Below are 19,859 nucleotides of genomic sequence, written 5' to 3'. Positions count from 1 at the left end.
TGGTTGTGCGGCCCTATTTTGAGAGAGACGAGACAGTGAAATATATTAGCACCCGCGGCAACGCACCCGAACTGGAATTTGAAGACGTACTGTTGGCTGGTCTGGCATCCGATGGCGGGCTCTATGTGCCCAAGGATCTGCCGCACTACAGTCTGGACACTATTCGCAGTTGGCGCGGCCTATCCTATTCTAAGCTGGCTTTTAAAATCATTCAGCCCTTTGTCGGCGGCGCCATCGACGATGCGGCTTTGCAGCAGATGCTCGATGACACCTATGACAACTTCGGCCACAAGGCGGTCGCGCCCCTGACGCAGCTGGATAACAATGAATACGTGCTTGAGCTGTTTCAAGGCCCGACTCTAGCGTTTAAGGATTTTGCATTGCAGTTGCTCGGTCGCTTGCTCGATCATGTCTTGACCAAGCGCAATGAGCGCGCCGTGATAGTTGGCGCCACCTCCGGTGATACCGGCTCGGCCGCCATCGAAGGTTGTAAGCACTCCGAATTCGTCGATATCTTTATCATGCATCCGCACAATAGGGTGTCCGAAGTGCAGCGCAAACAAATGACCACGGTGCTGAGTGATAATGTCTACAATATCGCCGTCGAAGGCAATTTCGATGATTGTCAGAATATGGTTAAGGCCTGTTTTGCCGACCAGGGCTTCCTGCGCGGGGAACGCCGTCTGGTCGCGGTCAACTCGATCAATTGGGCGCGCATCATGGCGCAGGTGGTCTACTATTTTTACGCATCGCTCAACCTGGGCGGCCCCGATCGTAGCCTGTCCTTTTCCGTGCCAACTGGTAACTTTGGCGATATCTTTGCCGGTTATTTGGCCAAGAACATGGGGTTGCCGATCGATCAATTGATCGTCGCGACCAATAAAAACGACATTTTGCACCGCACCATCAGTCAAAATCGTTATGAAAAGCACGCACTGGCGCACACCTTGACGCCCTCTATGGACATAGTGGTATCGTCAAACTTCGAACGCCTGCTGTTTGACATCTACGGTCGCGATGGGCAGTTGCTGGCCGATCTGATGACCCGCATGAATAGCGAACCGGTCGAGCTCGACAGCGCTCGGATGGCCAAGGTGCGTGAGCTATTCGACAGTCATGCCGTCGACGATCCGCAAACCTGCGCGACCATCGCCACGGTTTTTGCCGAAACCGGCTATTTGCTCGACCCCCACACCGCCATTGGCGTCGTCGCTGCTCGGGCCTGTCGCCGACACAGCGACCGACCGATGGTCACGCTCGGTACCGCGCACCCGGTCAAGTTTGGCGAGGCTATTAATAAGGCGGGCCTAGCCACGCCGGCGCTGCCGCACCATATGGCCGACCTGCTTGAACGCGAAGAGCGTTGTAGCCTGTTGCCGAACAGTCTCGCGGCCGTGCAGGCCTTCGTGGTGAAGAACGTGTTCGATGCCTGAGTCGGTATCGAACGCCATTGCCGGGTTCGATATTCGAACCCGCGCCGTCCCCACAGACCTGACCTCCTTGCATGCCAACCCGCTGCTGCACCGTTTGTATGCGGCGCGGGGCATCCGTTCGTCGGACCAGCTGGACACCTCCTTGGCCGGTTTGCTGCCATGGCAATCACTCAAGGGTATCGACCAGGCTATTGACCTGCTGATCAACGCGCGCACTGAGCACCAACGCGTGCTGATTATCGGCGATTACGACACCGATGGCGCCACCGCCACGGCCTTGGCTGTGCTCGGTTTGCGCTCGATGGGCCTGAGCGTCGATTTCCTCTTGCCCAATCGCTTTGAGTACGGCTATGGCCTGTCGCCGGAAATTGTCGACCTGGCGCTAACCAAAGCGCCCGATCTGATTATTACCGTCGACAATGGCATCGCCAGCTTTGACGGCGTGGCTCGGGCCAAGGCCGCCGGGGTGCGTGTGCTGATCACCGATCATCACCTACCTGCCGAGGGTCTGCCTCAGGCCGACGCGATCATTAATCCCAATCAGCCCGGTTGTGCCTTTGCCAGTAAAGCGGCGTGTGGCTGTACCGTGTTCTATTATCTGTTGATTGCTTTGCGCGCTCGACTGCGCGCGGAGCAGGTAGCGGACCTTCCCAACCTAGGGCAATGGCTCGATCTGGTTGCCGTGGCTACCGTCGCCGATGTGGTGCCCTTGGATGCCAATAACCGACGCCTGGTCCAGCAAGGTCTGCAGCGAATTCGTAAGGGCCAATGCCGACTCGGTATCAAGGCGCTGTTCAGTGTCGCCGGGCGCAGTTGGCAGACCGCTCGGGCGGCCGATTTTGGTTTTGTGGTCGGGCCGCGCCTCAACGCCGCCGGTCGTTTGGACGATATGACCATCGGGGTGGCTCTGCTCTTGGCCGATAATGAGCTCGAGGCGACAACACTGGCCCAACAGCTACAGGATTTAAATATGGAGCGCCGGCAGATTGAGGCGTCCATGTTGCACGATGTTGAGGTCAAGATGGGCCGGCTGGTCTTGGACTCGACCCAGCACGGCTGTGTGATCTATGGCGATGATTGGCATGAGGGCGTTATCGGCATCTTAGCCTCCCGGGTAAAGGATCGCATCCATCGGCCGGTCATCGCCTTAGCACCGGGCGATAATGGCTTATTAAAGGGCTCGGCCCGCTCCGTAGTGGGCGTGCACTTACGCGACAGCCTCGATTGGATCAGCAAGCAACAACCCCAGCTGCTTGAGAAGTTTGGCGGCCATGCGATGGCCGCGGGCCTAACTCTAAAAGCCGAAAACCTCGACGCCTTGCGCCATTGGTTCGATCTGGCCATTGCCCATTTCTCCGAGCCCGATGCCCTTACCGCCCACCTATGGACCGATGGTGGCTTGCCCGCTGAGTGGCTGACCCTAGAGAATGCGTTGATGTTAGAGAGTGCGGGGCCCTGGGGTCAGGCCTTCCCGGAACCCTATTTTGTCGGCACCTGGACCCTGGTGGCGCAAAAGATACTGGCCGAAAAACACCTCAAGATGACCCTGCTGTGCGGCCAACAGCAGATTCAGGCGATCGCCTTTAATGTTGATCTGGACCAGTGGCCGACCCAGCGCAGCCAGGTGCGTGGGGTCTATCAATTAAGCTGTAATAGATTTCGCGGCGAAGAAAGCCTGCAACTGATGTTCAATCGTCTGGAACCTGTCTAATGACCCAGCGTGTTGCTGGGTAAGGGCCAGGCAATCGGTAAAAGTCGCCCAATAGCCCGATTCATCGCTACCTTAACGGGTCGTTATCCGGTAAAATTTCGCCCCTTTGAAAAATTATTTGCTCTGATCCCCATAGCAGGCCATTTTTATTTTTTGCTGACAGTTTCTAGGTAGGAGTCCACGTGGAAGTTAATCCAATTCGAGAACAGATCAAAGACTTGAGCGCCCGCACCTCTGTGCTTAGGGGGTATCTTTGACTTCGATATACGCAAAGAGCGGCTCGATGAAGTCGAACGCGAGTTAGGCCAGGCCTCAGTCTGGAACGATCCCGCGCGAGCCCAGGCATTAGGTCAGGAACGCGCAACGCTGGACAAAATCGTCAGTACCATCTTGTTGCTTGAAGGCGGTCTGGCCGATGCCGTTGACCTGCTCGACATGGCGGTGGAAGAGGATGACGTTCAGGCGGCTGATGAAGTTCAGGCCGAACTGAACAGCATGCAAGCGGAGCTTGAGGAATTGGAGTTTCGGCGTATGTTTAGCGGCGAGATGGACCCCAACAGCGCCTATCTGGATATACAGGCCGGCTCCGGCGGAACCGAGGCGCAAGATTGGGCTGAAATGCTGTTGCGCATGTATTTGCGTTGGGGTGAAGAAAAGGGTTTTAAAACCGAATTGATGGAAGCGTCATCCGGTGACGTGGCTGGTATTAAGTCGGCGACTATCCGTTTCGACGGCGAATACGCCTACGGCTGGTTGCGCACCGAGACCGGCGTCCATCGCCTGGTGCGCAAGTCGCCCTTCGATTCGGGTAACCGGCGTCATACCTCCTTTTCCTCCGTCTTTGTGACCGCGGAAATTGATGACAACATCGAGATCGATATCAATCCCTCCGATCTGCGCATCGATGTCTACCGCGCCTCAGGGGCCGGCGGTCAGCACGTCAACCGGACCGAATCGGCGGTGCGAATCACCCACGAACCGACCGGTTTGGTGACCCAATGCCAGAATGATCGGTCACAGCACAAGAACAAAGACCAGGCGATGAAACAGCTCAAGGCTAAGATGTATGAGCGTGAAATGAACCTGCGCCAGGCTGCGGCCCGCGTGGTTGAGGACAGCAAGTCGGACATTGGTTGGGGCAGTCAGATCCGCTCCTATGTCCTGGATGATTCTCGCATAAAGGATCTGCGTACCGGGGTGGAAAGCCACAATACCCAAAGTGTATTGGACGGCAATCTCGACCCCTTTATTGTCGCATCCCTGAAGCAGGGTCTGTAAGTATCGTTACAATGGGCCACCGGTCATGCTTGCGCTCGATGGTGAACTGCCCGCTAAAATTTTGCACAACAGCTTAGGAAAACGAGATGAGCGACAACGCAACAGAAAACAACCCGGCCAAAGTGCCCGAAGAAAACCACATTATTGCGGAGCGCAAACAGAAGTTAGCCGAACTGCAAGATAAGCGCGGCATTGCCTTTCCAAACGACTTTCGGCGTAAAAATAAGGCCGGTGACCTACAAGCCGCCTATGGCGAGCTGGATAAGGAAACCCTGCTCGAGCAGCAAATTCCGGTCGCGGTGGCGGGCCGGGTTATGCGCCGTGGCGGACCCTTCGTCGGCATCTTGGATGTCACCGGCACCATTCAGTCCTATGTCGGTAAGGCCCTGCAAAAGGACAGTGACGATTGGAAACTGCTCGATATCGGCGATATAGTCGGCGTCACCGGAATCCTGGCTAAGTCGGGTAAGGGTGAGCTCTACGTCAATGTCGAAAACCTCGCCGATTTTCGCATTCTGACCAAATCCTTGCGCCCCTTGCCTGATAAGTTTCATGGTTTGGCCGATCAGGAAGCGAAATACCGTCAGCGTTATGTCGATCTAATTATCAATGAAGATACCCGCAGCGTGTTTGAAACCCGCTCCAAGGTCATTAACGTCATCCGCCGCTATCTGAGTGAACGTGACTTTATGGAAGTGGAGACGCCGATGCTGCAGGTGATCCCGGGCGGCGCGACGGCACGGCCCTTTATCACCCATCACAACGCCATGGACCGTGATCTGTATCTGCGAATCGCACCGGAGCTCTATCTCAAACGTCTCGTGGTGGGTGGCTTTGAACGGGTCTTCGAACTCAACCGTTCGTACCGGAATGAAGGAGTCTCGGCGCGCCATAACCCTGAATTCACCATGTTGGAATGGTACCAGGCCTATGCCGATGTCAACGATCTGATGGATACCACCGAAGAGATGCTGCGCACCGTCGCGCTCGAGGTGCTCGGCAGCACAGACATTCATTATCAGGGCCAAGACTACAACTTTGCCCTGCCGTTTGAACGCATCTCCATGTTTGCATCCATTCTGCACTACAATCCCGACATCCGCGCCGAACAGATCCGTTCGTTAGCCGGTGCCAGCGAAGTGGCCGAGGGCTTGGGCATCCGGGTCAAAGATCATTGGGGCTTGGGCAAGGTGCAAACCGAGATTTTTGAGGAAACAGTCGAGGCCAAGCTCACCGGGCCGGTCTTTATCACCGAGTATCCCGCCGAAATATCCCCCTTGGCGCGCCGCAACGACCTGGATCCGGAGATAACCGATCGCTTTGAATTTTTTATCGGTGGCCGAGAAATTGCCAATGGCTTCTCCGAGCTGAACGACCCAATCGATCAGGCTATGCGTTTTCAAGCCCAGGTGGCCGAGAAAGAAGCCGGTGACGATGAAGCGATGTTCTACGATGCCGACTACATTACGGCGCTGGAATACGGTTTGCCGCCCACAGCCGGAGAGGGCATCGGTATCGATCGACTGGTTATGTTCCTGACCAATTCACCCTCGATCAAGGATGTCATCCTGTTTCCTCATATGAAGCCCAAGCAGGTTGACTAGGGTCCGTCTCAGGACTAACAAGGCAGGCTAAGCGTTAGAATTGGCCTACCCTATAGTCTTGGCTGAGAGGTAACGCATTGCTTGCCCCAAAAAAGCGCATTTATGCGCTTTTTTTGTGCGTGAAATCCGACCCTAGGATCCGAAAATAATTCAAAAAACCACAAATTAATAGCGTCTTCCGGTTGCAGTCGAGGTTCAAAGCCTGTAACAACTATCCCCAAGCAGTCTAAGACCCTTAGATCCTGGTTAAAAGTGACGCAGCTCACAAATCTGGTAATAAACTATTGCTAAAAAAATCTCTAAGTAACTGATAAATATAGGATTTATCATTTTTGATCAAAAAATGATCAATTCTGCCGTAGCGTTAAAGATAGGCCCTTTGGTACCCCCATACGGCGGTTGTCCACACAGTTATCCACAGAAATTGTGGACACCCGCCGCAGAGCTAGACGGGGTGCGGCGGAAGCCTATTAGTAAGTTTGGATCCCACTATTTGCATCTTTCTAAGTTGTCTACTACAGCCTTTATTTCGAACCCATGTCAAGCCCAATAGGCGTTAATCGGTGTCTGATTTCAGCTCTTTCGGGTATCCTACCTCAGCCAAATGACTGTTCAGCTTTGGTTCATGCGGTGCCCCTATCATGAGGTGGAAATCATATTTAACCGCTAGGAATGACCTATGAAGATACTGCCAGTTATAATTGCCAGCGGACTCCTTGGCTTAGTAACCATTAGCGCGCAAGCCGAGAACCGGGCAACCTATACAACCAGCCGATCAGTCGATTATATCGATGCCACCAGCGAGATCTTTTACGTTGAAGGCCGAGTGGTCAGTGCCACACCGATCTATGAAAGCACTTGGTATTATCGCTCCCGCGGTGAGGATCGACGCACGACCCTGACTGAAAACTGCCGTATTCGGGAAGTGGAGGTCTATCGAGAAGGCCGGAATGGGGGTACAGCTGGAGCCATAATAGGAGGCGCCATTGGCGCACAGGTTGGCTCAAACGCCGGTCGTTCGCCCGAATCGACCCTAGTGGGCGCCCTCGCCGGTGGCGTGATCGGCAGCGTGTTAGGCAGTGAGATCGATCGTAACCGGGGTGGCACGGTGCAGTATCGAGTTGAAGAATATTGCGATACCACTTATCGTACCGAGCAGCGCGAGTTGATCGGTTATGAGGTGCTCTATCGCTACAATGGCCGGGAGTTTTTGATGCGCACTGCGCAGCATCCCGGCCGCTACGTTGAGTTAAGAGTGGAGGTGCAGCCCACTTTGCGGTAAATCGAAGCGTTGAGGGCGAGATGATAAAGATAATAGCAGGGTTACTTTTTTCGATGGGTTTGGCGCTGATGGCGTCTGCTGACGACCCCGCGCGCCAGGGTCTACATCCTTGCACCGGTGAGAAACTGCCCTTGAGCACCGAAAAATCGATTGTTAAGGCCATAGAATGCCTATACCAGGGCCGAGTGGCCAAGGTCGAGATCATCCAGCGCAGCGGCAATAGCTGGTTCTATCAGCTCCGGGTGCTGATCCCCGGTGGGCGCATCAAGACAGTCGACGTCAACCCAGAGACGGGTATGCCGTTAGATGCTAAGGAATTGGAGGCATTATCATGAGGCTGCTGATCATCGAAGATGAGCAAGGCCTGGTCGAGCATCTGCGCGCCGGGTTCCGCAAGGAAGGCTTTGCCGTCGATATCTGCATGAACGGCAAGGAGGGCCTGTTTTTAGGTCAAGAAACCGAATATGATTTAGCGATTATCGACTTGGGTCTGCCGGAGATGGACGGCCTGGATCTTATCCGGGCGTTACGGCGCTTTGGCCAGACCTTCCCCATTATCGTCTTAACCGCTCGGGGTCACTGGAAAGACAAGGTCGATGGCCTGGAAAGTGGCGCCGATGACTATCTCGCCAAGCCCTTTGTGTTTGACGAATTACTGGCCCGCGTTAAGGCGCTATTACGGCGCAGTGTGGGGATGGCGAGCGCCACCCTAGAGCTGGGCATCTATCAGCTCGATACGGCCGCAAAGCGCGTCTGCGTGGCTGGTGACGCCATTGAGTTGACCAGCTATGAATACAATACCTTGGAATACTTGATGACTCACAAGGACAAGGTCGTCTCAAAAACGGAATTAACCGCCCATCTGTATGCTCAGGATTACGACCGGGACAGCAATGTAATTGAAGTCTTTATTCGTCGCTTGCGAAAAAAGCTCGACCCGGAGGGTGTGCGAAATCCGATCCTGACCCAGCGTGGCTTGGGTTACCGATTTAATATGGCAGGTGTTCTATCCCAGTGACAGCGGCGGGATCCTTTTCCCTGACCCGTCGGCTGCTTATCTCGGCCGCACTGCTGATGAGCTTTTTTCTCGGCTTGACCGGTTTGGCGCTCGATCGTGCCTTCGTCAACAGTCAGCTCGCCGGGCAGAGCGAGCGCTTGTTTATTCGCGTGTTTAATCTGCTTTCGCTTGCCGAACTCGATGACATTACCCTATCGCTGCCAGCCATCTTGCGGGAGGAACGCTTTAATGCGCCTGAATCCGGTCTAATCGGCATTGTCCTTGATGCCAATCGTCAATCCGCCTGGGAAAGTCAATCGAGCGAATGGTTTAGCGAGCTGGCGTGGTTGCGGGCCAAACCCAGCCTGGTCCCCGGCGGTGAAGAATTCGGCGCTTATGGCGGCTATGTTTACCAGCGCAATGGCTTTGTTTGGGAGGATGCTACCGGGCAGGATCGTTATTTCGAGTTTTGGGTCTTGGAGGACGCCGGGCCCTATAATCGCTCGATCCAAACCTTTAGGCGGCAACTATGGGGCGGCCTCGGTGCCGCCTCCGTGGCCTTGCTGGCGCTAATGTTTCTGGTTACCGCCTGGGGCCTGAAGCCGCTGCGGCAACTGGCGCTGCATCTAAATCGAATTCGTAGCGGGGATGCCGATCAATTGGTTGGCCGTTACCCTACCGAACTCACCCCCTTGACCGACAGTCTGAATCAATTGCTTAAAGCCGAGCAACACCAGCGCGAACGCTATCGCAAGGCCATGGCCGATCTGGCCCACAGTTTAAAAACGCCCTTGAGCGTGATCCGTACCCTGTCCGCCGGGGAGCAAAGCAGTCTCAATGAACAGGTCGATCGAATGGACCAAATAGTCCGCTACCAATTGCAACGGGCGGTCACCGATGCCCGCAGCGGTCCTGTGTTAGGCCAGCGCTGCGACCTGCATGGCGTCGTTGTGCGCCTGGCAAGTGCACTGGAAAAGGCTTATCGGAGCGAAGACAAGGTCTTGGATATACCGGAACTGGACCGAACCCTGTTTGTCGCCATGGACAGTAACGATGTTTTAGAAGTATTGGGCAATCTGATTGAAAACGGTTTTAAATATGGCCGCTCAGTGATCGGTGTGAGCTATGAACAGCGACCGGACACCCAGAGCGTGGTGCTAGTCCATGTTGATGATGATGGCCCGGGTCTGTCCGAGCTGGCTCGTGTCGAGGTGCTGACACGGGGTAAGCGCCTCGACACCATTCAGCCCGGGCATGGTATCGGTTTGGCCATGGTCAACGATATACTCGCCAGCTATAGGGTGGAGTTGCAGATTGGCAACGGTCCCTTAGGCGGGGCCCGCTTTAGCATGGCGTTGCCGATTGCCCGTTAGGCCGTGTTGCCGAGTATTTGCATCCAATAGACCGCATAGCCGATCACTGTTAAGCCGAGTAGGATCACCAGATGCACTCGCTTCGGATCGCTTCGCCGGCGCGAACGGAACGGCCGGACGCCCAGAGCCAATAGGGTGAATAGGGTGCAGGCGGCCAACGATAAGGGCAGCCACTGGACCCATTGGGCCTGCCAATGATGGCGAATTTCGATGCCATGATAGCGCACGATACCGGTATCGAGCTCCGGTGCCGCGACCCAGAATAAAATTTGCAGGCCAAATATCGCCAGCCAGCCCAATGACGCAGCAGTGCGTAACAGAACTTCCAGATAGTCGGTACGTCGACGGCGCCGATCCAACATAAATGCTCCTTATACCACGCGTAATCGATGGCCATTGTCGCGCAGCCAGCGGCGGTCTTGGACGTAGTTTGGGTGGGCCCGGTGTACCAATTGCCAAAAGGCGCTGGAATGATTCAGGTGCTCTAGATGGCATACCTCGTGTGCGACCAGGTAATCAATCACCGATTCCGGCGCCATCATAATTTGCCAGTTATATTGAATCCGCCCCTGGTTAGTGCAGTGGCCCCACTTGGTCTTGGTCTTGCGCAAACCGATATCAGCCAAGCGCGCACGCAGGCCGAGCTGATCGGCTATTTGATGGGTTTTCTTAACCAGCCAGAACTTTGCCTGTTGCTGGTAAAAGTCATTGAGTAGGGGCAATAGCGCGTTATCCGATGTACTTGGTACATTACATCTTAGACCGGCTTCATCAAGTTGCCAACTTGCGCTGACCGCGTCGGTGCGAATCAATTGCACGTTAAAACCCATAAAGGGGATCTGACTGGCCTGGCGATAATCGACCTGCTGGCGCAGCTGCAGTTCTTGCTGCGCCAAGGTCTTCTCCAGCCAGAGAGTCTTGGTCGCAAGGAAGTCTTGGACAAAAAGGTGCGGTGTGCGCCACGGCGCGCGAATTTCGATTTGGTTATCTTTGACGTGTAAGGCAATGGTTTTACGTTGACTGTAGGTCAGCTTGACGGGTCGTTGTTGCCAAAAAAGCGCTTCCGTCATTGGATCAGATCGGACTTGGGCATGAGTGGTTTGGTCAAGGGGGTCAGTAAGGCTTCGAGCCCCTCTGTTTTAATCAACAGCGCCAGGGCCATCAACTTGCCCAACCGGTTGTCGGGAAAACCCTGATTGGCAAACCAGAGTAAATAGGCCTCGGGCAGCTGAATCAGGCGCCGACCGGCATATTTACCAAAGGGCATGGTGGTGTTGGCAAGTTCGATAAGGCTTTCAGGTTCCAGGGTCATGGCAATCTATGCGTCTACTGATAAGAGGGAATGGGCCTATTTTGGCAGAAAACAGGCCCAAGGGGCCAGCCACCTTTTTTCATGGCCGGACTAAGGCGTCAAGATTCCCAGGGCCTATTTTGCTGCCAATAGTCGGAAAACAGCTGCATTGCGCGTTCCAGCGTGGCCCGGTCGGTACCGAAATTGAGCCGCGAATTGTCTGCCTGGCCAAAAAACTTGCCTTCACTGGGCATTAGGCCGGCTTTGATAAAGTGCTCATCGAGTGCCAGGCCCGGTTGAGTGCTCTCGATCCAGGCCAAGAAAGTTGCCGGCTGGGGCCGATAAACTAAACCCTCGAGGCGATTGATACGGCTATCGATCAAATCCCGATTGCCTTTCAAATGGCTGAGCAATTGAGTGTGCCAGCCCTTGCAGCTGCTAAAAGCGGCTTCGGCGGCGATCATGCCCATGAAATTAGGGTAGGGCACCAAATCGGCCATGCGCTGCTGCCAGTCGGCGCGTAACCGGGGGTTGGCAATAATCGCAAAGGAGCAGCCTAAACCCGCAACATTGAAGGTTTTGCTCGCCGCCATCAGGGTGATGCTGATGTCTTCCAAACCCGCAATGGAGCCGGCCGGATGGTGTTGCACGGGATCGAGGATCAGGTCGCAATGTATTTCATCGCTGCACACCAGCACATCGTACTGTTGGCATAAGGCCGAAATTTTAGCCAGATCCAGGGCGCTCAGCACCGCGCCATTGGGATTCATCGGATTACAGAGCATAAACAGATGGCAATCCGGGTGCGCCATTTCCGCTTCGAGTTGGGTCCAATCGAGTTGCCAGCCGTCGTTATGCCAATGCACCGGCAAGGTGACGGTTTGGCCGCCTTGGCGTTCTGCAGCCTGGAGCATCGGCGGATAGTTTGGTGTTTGCACCAGAACTCGCCCACCTTTGGCTAGCAGATCGCAGGCTAGGTTAAAGCTCGGTACCACGCCGGGCATCCAGACGATCCAATTGGCCTCAATGGCCCAGTGATATTCTTGTTGGCACCAGTCAACGACCGATTGGTTTAGTGAGGGCCAGGGATGGGTGTAGCCGTAGATTGGATGGCGAGCCCGCTCGCTTAACGCGTCGACAATGGCTTGCGGACTGGCCAGGTCCATATCGGCGACCCACAGGGGAATCAGATTTTTGCCCTTATCGCGCTCCCACTTATAGGCATGGGTGCCTGCTCGATCCACCGGTCCAAACATAAGACTGCTCCAGCTGCGGTAACTTTTGAATTTAGCAGGCATTCTGCGCACAATTAGTAAAAAATGCCACTACGGGAAAAATTCCGTCCTGTTATACTTAAGCCATTGTTGTTTTAGTTTGCGCTCTGGAAGCCCTTTTAAATGAATGTATCGGAACGATTTGGCGGGACCGCACGACTCTATGGTCGGGCCGCCACCGAACGACTGGCTGCGAGCCACTTCGTCGTAATCGGCATTGGCGGGGTCGGCAGTTGGGCTGCCGAAGCCCTGGCGCGCACCGCGGTGGGGCATATTACGCTTATCGATCTGGATGATATTTGCGTGTCCAATATCAATCGGCAAGTCCACGCCCTAAGCGATACGGTCGGTCAGCTCAAGGTTGAGGCCATGGCCGAGCGGTTACGTTTGATTAACCCCGACTGTCGCGTGACGCCGGTGGCGGACTTTATTACCCCCGCCAATCTTGCGACGCTGATATCGGACGATGTCGATGGCGTTATCGATGCGATTGACAGCATCAAGGCCAAGGCGGCCTTGATTGCCCATTGCCGCCGGCACAAGATTCGTTTGGTCAGTACCGGCGGCGCCGGTGGGCAAACCGATCCGACCCAGATTCAGGTCAGCGACTTGAGCCGGACCGTACACGATCCGCTGGCTGCCAAAACCCGTTCGGTGTTGCGGCGCGAGTATGGCTTCCCCAGTGCTGAGAAGGGCAAGTTTGGCGTCGACTGCGTGTTCTCAAGTGAGCAGCTGGTCTACCCTCAGGCAGATGGTTCCGTCTGCGCCACCAAGCCGCCCAGCGGCACCAGTGTCCGACTCGATTGTGCCACGGGATTTGGCGCCTCGATGATGGTCACGGCCAGTTTCGGCCTGACCGCTGCCGCCCATATCATCAATAAGACCCTACGCAGTAAACCGACCCAAAGCACAGGTGGCGGACTATGATCAGCATGATATTGAAGCTTATTAAAGCACTGAACTCGGACATCGGCCCCTGGCAAATTGCCCTGGCTGGCGCCCTAGCGATGGTCATCGGTTTGACGCCCCTCTGGTCGGTACACAACTTAGTTATCCTCCTCCTGGCTTTTGTGTTGCGCGTTCACTTGGCCAGCTTCTTTCTGTTTTGGGCCCTATTCACCGGGTTGGCCTATCTACTCGATCCTTGGTTTCACCAGATCGGCCTCTACTGGTTGACCCAGGCCAGCCTCAATGGGTTTTGGACCAACCTCTACCAACAGGATATTTGGCAGGTGCTGCATTTCAACCGGTCCATCACTCTGGGCAGTCTGATCGTCACGCTGTTAGCCTTTGCGCCGACCATGCTGTTGCTGCGTTGGGCGATTACTCGCTACCGAGCGTCGCTCATGCCGTGGCTCAATAAGCTCAAGCTCGTGCAGTTGCTCAAGGGATCTCGTTGGTACCAACTCTATGCACGAGTTAACGACTAAGGATGCGTGTGATGAAGGTTTTTCGTTGGAGCGGTTCCATCGGCTTTATCGTCTTTACCGGGCTATTGATGCTGCTCGGGATGGTGTTTCTCGACGGTTGGTTAAAATCGGCCATCGAGTCGGCGGGCCTGAAACTCAACGGCGCCGAAGTCAATGTGGCTCAGGTCGACTTCACGCTCAGTCCCTTAGGTTTCAACCTCGAGGGCATCGAAATCGCCGATCCGGACAGCCTAGGGTATAACGCCTTGGTGTTGTCGCAGGTTAAGGTTGAAATTAATTTCCTGCAGCTATTCCTCGGCAATGTGCGCATCAAGGACCTAGTGGTCAGCGATGTTCAGACCAACGTGCCGCGCGCCCGCCCGGCTCTATTGGCGCCGGTCGCCAGTGCATTGCCCGGCGGCGAATCAAATGGCCTAGCCCAGGCCGCGCAACGCAAAGCCAGCGCGCTTGGCAAGGGCCTACCGAGTCCCTCGACTCTGGCGGGTGAGCAAACCCGCGCCACTCAGGATGCGGTTGCCCACGCCTTGAGTACCTTAACAGGAGGGCAAGCAACGCTTGAGGCGTCGGTCAGCGATCTACCCGGTGAGGCAGCCTTGAGCCAATATCAGCAGCGCATCGCCGCCTTAAAAGCCATGCCATTGGATTCCATCGCCGAGGTTAAAGCATCGCAGGCTATCATCCGTGCGCTGAGCACCGATATGGCCCAAGACAAGCTGCGCATCGAAACCCTTAAAGCGTCAATGAACAACGCCGTTAGCGACGGTAAAGCGGCCCTAAAGGCTATTTCAGCCGGGCCGGCGGCGGATTGGGCGCGCTTGCAGGCCGATTACCCCTTCAACGCCAACAGCGCCTATAAGGTCGCCGAGCTGTTGCTGGGCGAGGCGTTTTTCAGCAAGATCAATCAGGCCCAATATTGGCTGGCCAAAGCCAAGCCTTGGATCGTCCGGTTGCAGTCCGAAGCGGACCCGCAAGCGGATCCCGTTGAGCGGCTCGCCAACCAAATTGTACGCTTTGAGCACCCCGACCCGAGCGCACGCTTTCAGTTGGATAAAAGCCTATTGTCCTTTGCAGTCGACCAATGGCCTTGGCAGTTGCAGCTCACCGACCTGGCGTCTGGTCGCACCAATGCGACCGAACCGGTCCATATTCAGCTACTCGGGGGCGATCCCAAGGCGGCCAACTTGCGGGTCACGGGACAAATGGATCTAATCGATGACCAACGGGTCGATACCTTTGACCTAGAGGGTGCCGGCCTGGTGTTCGCCGCGCGGCAGATCAGCATGGCCGGTACGAATCTATCCTGGACGCCGGAACCGGCCAATATCAGCGGCCAGATCAAAGCAGTCGATGGCCGCCTCAGTGGACTGGTGTCAGTGCGCTTCCCACACAACCGATTTAGCGTTGTCGAGCCAGGGCAGGCCGCTGCGTATCTGCACGCGGCATTAAAAACCGTCGATGATTTTCGCGTCGACCTCAAACTCAGTGGTACCCTGCAGAAGCCGAGCATAGCGGTCGCCTCTGACTTAGATACCCAGCTCAGTGCGGCATTGCGCGTTGTCGCCCAGGCGGAATATCAGGCCTGGTCGGCGGCGATGAAGGGCGCCTTGGCGAGTCAAGTCGCGCTCTTACGCCAACCTGCTGATGCCGCCTTTGCCCAGCTAACCGATAAGCGTGCTGCGGCAGAACAACAGATCAACAACTTTGAACAGCAAGTGGCCGCAGAAGTTCGCTCGCTGGACGAAAAACTCAGTAATGAACAACAGCGCCTCGAGCGCGCGGCCAGTGATGCGGTCAAGGCCGTCAAGGCAAAGGCCCAGGCCGAAGCGGCGGCCATGCAGGCGCAAGTGCAGGCCGAGTTGGATGCCGCGCAACAGGCGGCCGAGGTGGAGAAAAGCCGGGCTGAGGCCGAGGCTACAGAAGCCGTGGCCAAAAAACTCAAGAATGAAGCCAACAAACTGACCAATAAAATTAAATTTTAAGGCGTTCAAAAAAATGGAAATTGATGCAGTTCTGGAAGTCGAAGCGGGCGATCCGCAAATCGCGATCGATTTTTTACTCTCGAATGTGAACTTGTCCAAAACTCGGCTCAAGGACCTGATGAACAAGGGTGGCGTTTGGCGGGTCAATTTGGCGGGCGATCGACAGAGAATTCGCCGGGCCATGACCGATATTTTTGTTGGCGAGCAAATTGAGATCTTTTACGATGAAGCGATCCTGACGGCCAAACCGATCATCCCGGAATTGCTCCACGATGCGGGCCAATATTCGGTGTGGAATAAACCGGCGGGCATGACGCTTGATGGCACCGATTTCGGCGACACCAACTCGTTTTGTCGCGCCTTGGATTTTCAGTTCAAACCGGTACGAGAAAACTTTTGGATCAGCGCCATCGACTATCAGAGCACCGGGCTGGTGGTCTTGGCCCATACCCGTAAAGCCGCCTTGGCGTTTTCGGAAACCTTCGATCCCGACGGTTTTCATAATGCCATGGTGCATTATCGCGCCGATGTAGGTGGCGAGACACCGGAGGAATTGGCTATAGTAGCGCCGCTTGACAATCAGCCGGCGCAAACGCGAATCCGTAAAATCCGTTATGATGCCCGGCCCGACCGCAGTGTGATCGATATCTGGTTAGTCACCGGCCGTCCAGAGCAGGCACGGCGCCATTTGGCCGGCCAGGGGCACCCTATAGTGGGTGATGAGGTTTACGGCAGCGCGGATGAAGATGCTATGGGATTGCGCCTGCGGGCGATAGAATTGTCTTTCGATTGTCCCGTGAGCGGGCAGAATCGATATTTTACACTGGTGAAGTAACGCCTTCGCCATTCCATCGTCAAGAATACCGACAACAGTAGGGTTATGTCATGTTTGAACGAGTCTCAAAAGCACCAGCCGATCCTATTTTGGGGTTGACCGACACCTTTAATGCCGACCCCCGACCCGAGAAAGTCAATCTAGGGGTGGGCGTGTTTAGAAATGAAGACGGTCTGACACCCATTCTTAAAACGGTCAAAATAGCCGAGCAGCGGTTGTTGGACAGTGAAACCACTAAGAGTTACTTGGCGATCAGTGGCGATGCTGAATATGGCCGTCAGGTGCAGCTGCTGCTCTTTGCTCCAGAGCACAATATTATCAGCAATCAACTGGCGCGAACGGCCCAGACCCCGGGCGGAACCGGGGCATTGCGGGTGGCCGCCGATTTTGTCGCGCGCCAGCTTGATGTCGAAACGATCTGGGTCAGTAACCCGACCTGGGGCAACCACAACAGTATCTTCGCCAGTGCCAATCTAAGCGTTAAGAGCTACCGTTATTACGATGCCGAGACCCAGAGTCTCGACTTTGCCGGCATGCTCGAAGATCTGCAACAGGTCCGAAGCAACGACGTCGTCGTATTCCATGGCTGTTGCCACAATCCCACGGGAATCGATCCGACCGTTGAGCAATGGCAGCAGCTGGCGAGCTTGGCCGAAAAAGTCGGTTTTATCGTCTTGTTTGATTTTGCTTACCAGGGTTTTGCGGTCGGCGTTGATGAAGATGCTGCTGGTTTGCGTATCTTTGCCGAGAAGGTGCCCGAGCTATTGGTGGCGAGTTCCTTTTCGAAAAACTTTGGCCTCTATAATGAGCGTGTCGGGGCCTTTACTCTGGTTGCCTCCAATCGCACTGTGGCCGATGACGCGTTCAGTCAGGTCAAGAGTATTATCCGCTCCAACTACTCGAATCCGCCCGCACATGGCGCCAAGATTGTCGCCGCCGTGCTGGCCGATCCGGTCTTGAAGCAGCAGTGGATCGATGAGGTCCGAGAAATGCGTGAGCATATTTGGACGCTGCGTTTGTTATTGGTCGAAAAACTCCATGCCTTAGGGGTTGATCGGGATTTCAGTTTTATCACTACGCAAAAAGGTATGTTTTCCTTCACCGGCCTTAAGCCCGCGCAGGTCACCCGCCTGCGCGAGGAATTTGCCATCTATATGGTCGGCACTGGTCGGATCAACGTAGCGGGCTTGTCGTCAAAGAATATTGATAGCGTCTGCCGGGCCATCGCAACGGTTCTGTAAGCTAAACGACAGTGCGCAGTACTTTTGACCTCAGAGTTTGGGCATAAACCCGAACTCTTTTTTATTAATAGGACCGTTCATGAAGCCGTTTAAGGTCGTCTCCAACTACGAGCCGGCAGGCGATCAGCCAACCGCTATCGCCACGTTAATTTCAGGCCTCGAGGCTGGATTGTCGGCGCAAACATTGCTCGGCGTGACTGGGTCGGGTAAGACCTTCACCATGGCCAAGGTGATCGAAGCGATGCAACGCCCGACCATCATTATGGTCCATAACAAGACACTTGCCGCCCAGCTCTACTCCGAATTCCGTGAGTTTTTTCCCAATAATGCCGTGGAATATTTCGTATCCTATTATGACTATTATCAGCCGGAAGCCTATGTCCCGTCCTCGGATACCTTTATCGATAAAGACTCATCGGTTAACGAACACATAGAGCAGATGCGTCTGTCGGCCACCAAGGCGTTATTGGAACGCCAAGACACCATTATTGTCGCCACGGTGTCAGCCATCTATGGTCTCGGGTCACCGGAGAGCTATTTGGCCATGGTGCTGCATTTGCGCCGTGGTGATACGGTCAATCAACGCGACCTGCTGCGCCGCATGGCCGAGCTGCAATATGCCCGTAACGACATAGAGTTCGGTCGCGGGACCTACCGAGTGCGCGGCGATATCATCGATATCTATCCGGCCGAATCGGAAATGGAAGCCATCCGCATCGAGTTATTCGACGAGGAGATCGAAGCCCTGAGTCTGTTTGATCCGCTCACCGGCGAAGTGCTGCAAAAGCTTACCCGTTATACCATCTATCCCAAAACCCACTATGTCACGCCGAAACAAACCATCCTCAATGCCGCCGAATCGATCGAGGTTGAGCTCAAGGAACGGCTGGCCGTTCTTCAACAGGAAAATCGATTGGTCGAGGCGCAGCGCCTGGAGCAGCGTACTCGGTACGATCTGGAAATGATGCGCGAATTGGGTTTTTGCACCGGCATTGAAAACTATTCTCGTTACCTATCCGGACGCACCAGCGGTGAAGCACCACCGACGCTGTATGAATATTTCCCGAAAAACTCGCTAATGTTTGTCGATGAGTCCCATGTCACTATCTCTCAGATCGGAGCCATGTATAAGGGCGATCGGTCGCGCAAGGAGACGCTGGTTGAATATGGCTTCCGCTTGCCCTCGGCACTCGACAATCGGCCGATGCGCTTCGAAGAGTGGGAACGGGCCGCACCGCAAGCGGTCTTCGTCTCGGCCACGCCGGGCAAATATGAGGCCGAGCACTCACAACAAACGGCCGAGCAGTTGGTGCGACCGACCGGCTTGATCGATCCGGCCATTGAAATCCGTCCGGCCACCAACCAGGTCGATGACGTGCTCGAAGAAATTCGTCTGCGCACCGCCGTGATGGAACGGGTACTCATTACCACCCTAACCAAACGCATGGCCGAAGACCTGACCGATTATTTGCAAGACAACGGCATCCGGGTGCGCTATTTGCACTCGGATATCGATACCGTGGAGCGGGTCGAGATTATCCGTGATTTGCGCCTCGGGGTATTCGATGTGCTGGTTGGCATCAACCTATTACGGGAAGGTTTGGATATGCCCGAGGTGTCATTGGTAGCCATTCTCGATGCCGATAAAGAGGGATTTTTGCGCAGCGATCGCGCCTTGATTCAAACCATGGGGCGAGCCGCACGCCACCTCAATGGTAAGGCCATCCTCTATGCCGATCGGATAACCGGCTCCATGGAACGCGCTATCGGCGAAACCGATCGCCGCCGTGATGCCCAGGTGGCACACAACCTGGCCCATGGCATTACGCCCACTGCTTTGCAGAAATCGGTCATCGAGTTGATCGACGGCACACCGCAAGCGCCGGGTCGCAAAGGTAAGATGGCGCGTAATAAGAATAAGGTTGAAGCGATCTCCGAATCAGCCGCTAAGACGCTGATGCAGATGAGCGTGGCGGAGTTGTCCAAGGAGATGACCAAGGTCGAGGATCAGATGCATAAGCTGGCCCGCGATCTGAAATTCGAGCAGGCTGCGGCCTTGCGCGATCAGCTTTTAGAACTTAAAGAATTGTTAAAAGCCCGCTAAGTGTGGGCATGTGTCTAACCTCAGGGC

General features: G+C 55.2%; 18 protein-coding genes. 14 read left to right on the top strand and 4 right to left on the bottom strand.

Going from position 1 to position 19,859, the window contains the following annotated elements:
- Nucleotides 1-35 precede the first annotated feature (35 nt).
- The 8 genes from thrC to REIFOR_RS10930 all read left to right on the top strand — a co-directional run bounded on the left by thrC (nt 36) and on the right by REIFOR_RS10930 (nt 9,678).
- Complete coding sequence (gene thrC / locus REIFOR_RS10965) at nt 36-1,433, top strand: threonine synthase (RefSeq protein ID WP_100257602.1); 1,398 nt, start codon at nt 36-38, stop codon at nt 1,431-1,433.
- Nucleotides 1,426-3,144: a single-stranded-DNA-specific exonuclease RecJ gene (gene recJ / locus REIFOR_RS10960; RefSeq protein WP_100257601.1), complete on the top strand. Its 1,719-nt coding sequence runs from the start codon at nt 1,426-1,428 to the stop codon at nt 3,142-3,144. The genes thrC and recJ overlap by 8 nt, the downstream gene beginning before the upstream one ends.
- 182 nt (nt 3,145-3,326) lie before the next feature.
- Nucleotides 3,327-4,422, top strand: a protein-coding gene (gene prfB / locus REIFOR_RS10955) for a peptide chain release factor 2 (RefSeq protein ID WP_100257600.1) whose coding sequence is annotated in 2 segments (ribosomal slippage) — nt 3,327-3,398 and nt 3,400-4,422 — 1,095 coding nt in all. Because the reading frame shifts where the segments join, the coding sequence is not laid out codon by codon here.
- 86 nt (nt 4,423-4,508) lie between these two features.
- Nucleotides 4,509-6,026 carry a lysine--tRNA ligase gene (gene lysS, locus REIFOR_RS10950; protein ID WP_100257599.1) on the top strand — a complete coding sequence of 506 codons (1,518 nt, stop codon included), beginning with the start codon at nt 4,509-4,511 and terminating at the stop codon, nt 6,024-6,026.
- 679 nt (nt 6,027-6,705) lie between these two features.
- Nucleotides 6,706-7,308 (top strand): glycine zipper 2TM domain-containing protein, encoded by a 603-nt coding sequence (locus tag REIFOR_RS10945; RefSeq protein WP_100257598.1) that lies wholly within the window; start codon nt 6,706-6,708, stop codon nt 7,306-7,308.
- A 20-nt stretch (nt 7,309-7,328) separates the two neighbouring features.
- Nucleotides 7,329-7,643, top strand: a complete 315-nt coding sequence (locus tag REIFOR_RS10940; protein ID WP_145980286.1) for a PepSY domain-containing protein — start codon at nt 7,329-7,331, stop codon at nt 7,641-7,643.
- Nucleotides 7,640-8,326 (top strand): response regulator transcription factor, encoded by a 687-nt coding sequence (locus REIFOR_RS10935; protein ID WP_100257596.1) that lies wholly within the window; start codon nt 7,640-7,642, stop codon nt 8,324-8,326. The genes REIFOR_RS10940 and REIFOR_RS10935 overlap by 4 nt, the downstream gene beginning before the upstream one ends.
- Nucleotides 8,323-9,678: an ATP-binding protein gene (locus REIFOR_RS10930; protein ID WP_100257595.1), complete on the top strand. Its 1,356-nt coding sequence runs from the start codon at nt 8,323-8,325 to the stop codon at nt 9,676-9,678. Before REIFOR_RS10935 ends, REIFOR_RS10930 begins: the two co-directional genes overlap by 4 nt.
- On the opposite strand, the gene REIFOR_RS10925 is transcribed toward REIFOR_RS10930, so the two are convergent.
- From REIFOR_RS10925 to REIFOR_RS10910, 4 genes are all read right to left on the bottom strand, one after another.
- Entirely contained in the window at nt 9,675-10,040 is a 366-nt protein-coding gene (locus tag REIFOR_RS10925; RefSeq protein WP_100257594.1) for a hypothetical protein, read from the bottom strand. The two genes, REIFOR_RS10930 and REIFOR_RS10925, sit on opposite strands and share 4 nt — an antisense overlap.
- A 9-nt stretch (nt 10,041-10,049) precedes the next feature.
- Complete coding sequence (locus REIFOR_RS10920) at nt 10,050-10,748, bottom strand: M48 family metallopeptidase (protein WP_100257593.1); 699 nt, start codon at nt 10,746-10,748, stop codon at nt 10,050-10,052.
- Entirely contained in the window at nt 10,745-10,990 is a 246-nt protein-coding gene (locus REIFOR_RS10915) for a DUF3820 family protein (RefSeq protein ID WP_227003660.1), read from the bottom strand. Before REIFOR_RS10915 ends, REIFOR_RS10920 begins: the two co-directional genes overlap by 4 nt.
- A gap of 98 nt (nt 10,991-11,088) precedes the next feature.
- On the bottom strand, nt 11,089-12,225 hold the full coding sequence (locus tag REIFOR_RS10910) for a MalY/PatB family protein (protein ID WP_158524363.1): 1,137 nt from the start codon (nt 12,223-12,225) through the stop codon (nt 11,089-11,091).
- Between the two features lie 141 nt (nt 12,226-12,366).
- Here REIFOR_RS10910 and tcdA point away from each other — a divergent pair, with 141 nt between their 5' ends.
- The 6 genes from tcdA to uvrB all read left to right on the top strand — a co-directional run bounded on the left by tcdA (nt 12,367) and on the right by uvrB (nt 19,832).
- Nucleotides 12,367-13,170, top strand: coding sequence for a tRNA cyclic N6-threonylcarbamoyladenosine(37) synthase TcdA (tcdA, locus tag REIFOR_RS10905; RefSeq protein ID WP_100257591.1), 804 nt, complete (start codon nt 12,367-12,369; stop codon nt 13,168-13,170).
- Nucleotides 13,167-13,673, top strand: coding sequence for a TIGR03546 family protein (locus tag REIFOR_RS10900; protein ID WP_100257590.1), 507 nt, complete (start codon nt 13,167-13,169; stop codon nt 13,671-13,673). Before tcdA ends, REIFOR_RS10900 begins: the two co-directional genes overlap by 4 nt.
- An 11-nt stretch (nt 13,674-13,684) precedes the next feature.
- On the top strand, nt 13,685-15,652 hold the full coding sequence (locus REIFOR_RS10895) for a TIGR03545 family protein (RefSeq protein WP_158524362.1): 1,968 nt from the start codon (nt 13,685-13,687) through the stop codon (nt 15,650-15,652).
- A gap of 13 nt (nt 15,653-15,665) precedes the next feature.
- On the top strand, nt 15,666-16,487 hold the full coding sequence (locus tag REIFOR_RS10890) for a pseudouridine synthase family protein (protein ID WP_100257588.1): 822 nt from the start codon (nt 15,666-15,668) through the stop codon (nt 16,485-16,487).
- 50 nt (nt 16,488-16,537) lie between these two features.
- Nucleotides 16,538-17,728, top strand: coding sequence for an amino acid aminotransferase (locus REIFOR_RS10885; RefSeq protein WP_100257587.1), 1,191 nt, complete (start codon nt 16,538-16,540; stop codon nt 17,726-17,728).
- A gap of 79 nt (nt 17,729-17,807) precedes the next feature.
- Nucleotides 17,808-19,832 carry an excinuclease ABC subunit UvrB gene (gene uvrB / locus REIFOR_RS10880; RefSeq protein WP_100257586.1) on the top strand — a complete coding sequence of 675 codons (2,025 nt, stop codon included), beginning with the start codon at nt 17,808-17,810 and terminating at the stop codon, nt 19,830-19,832.
- Nucleotides 19,833-19,859: the final 27 nt, after the last annotated feature.

It is taken from the genome of Reinekea forsetii, from assembly GCF_002795845.1.
Classification (GTDB): Bacteria; Pseudomonadota; Gammaproteobacteria; order Pseudomonadales; family Natronospirillaceae; genus Reinekea; species Reinekea forsetii.
This window is presented reverse-complemented; position numbering and strand designations above follow the sequence as displayed.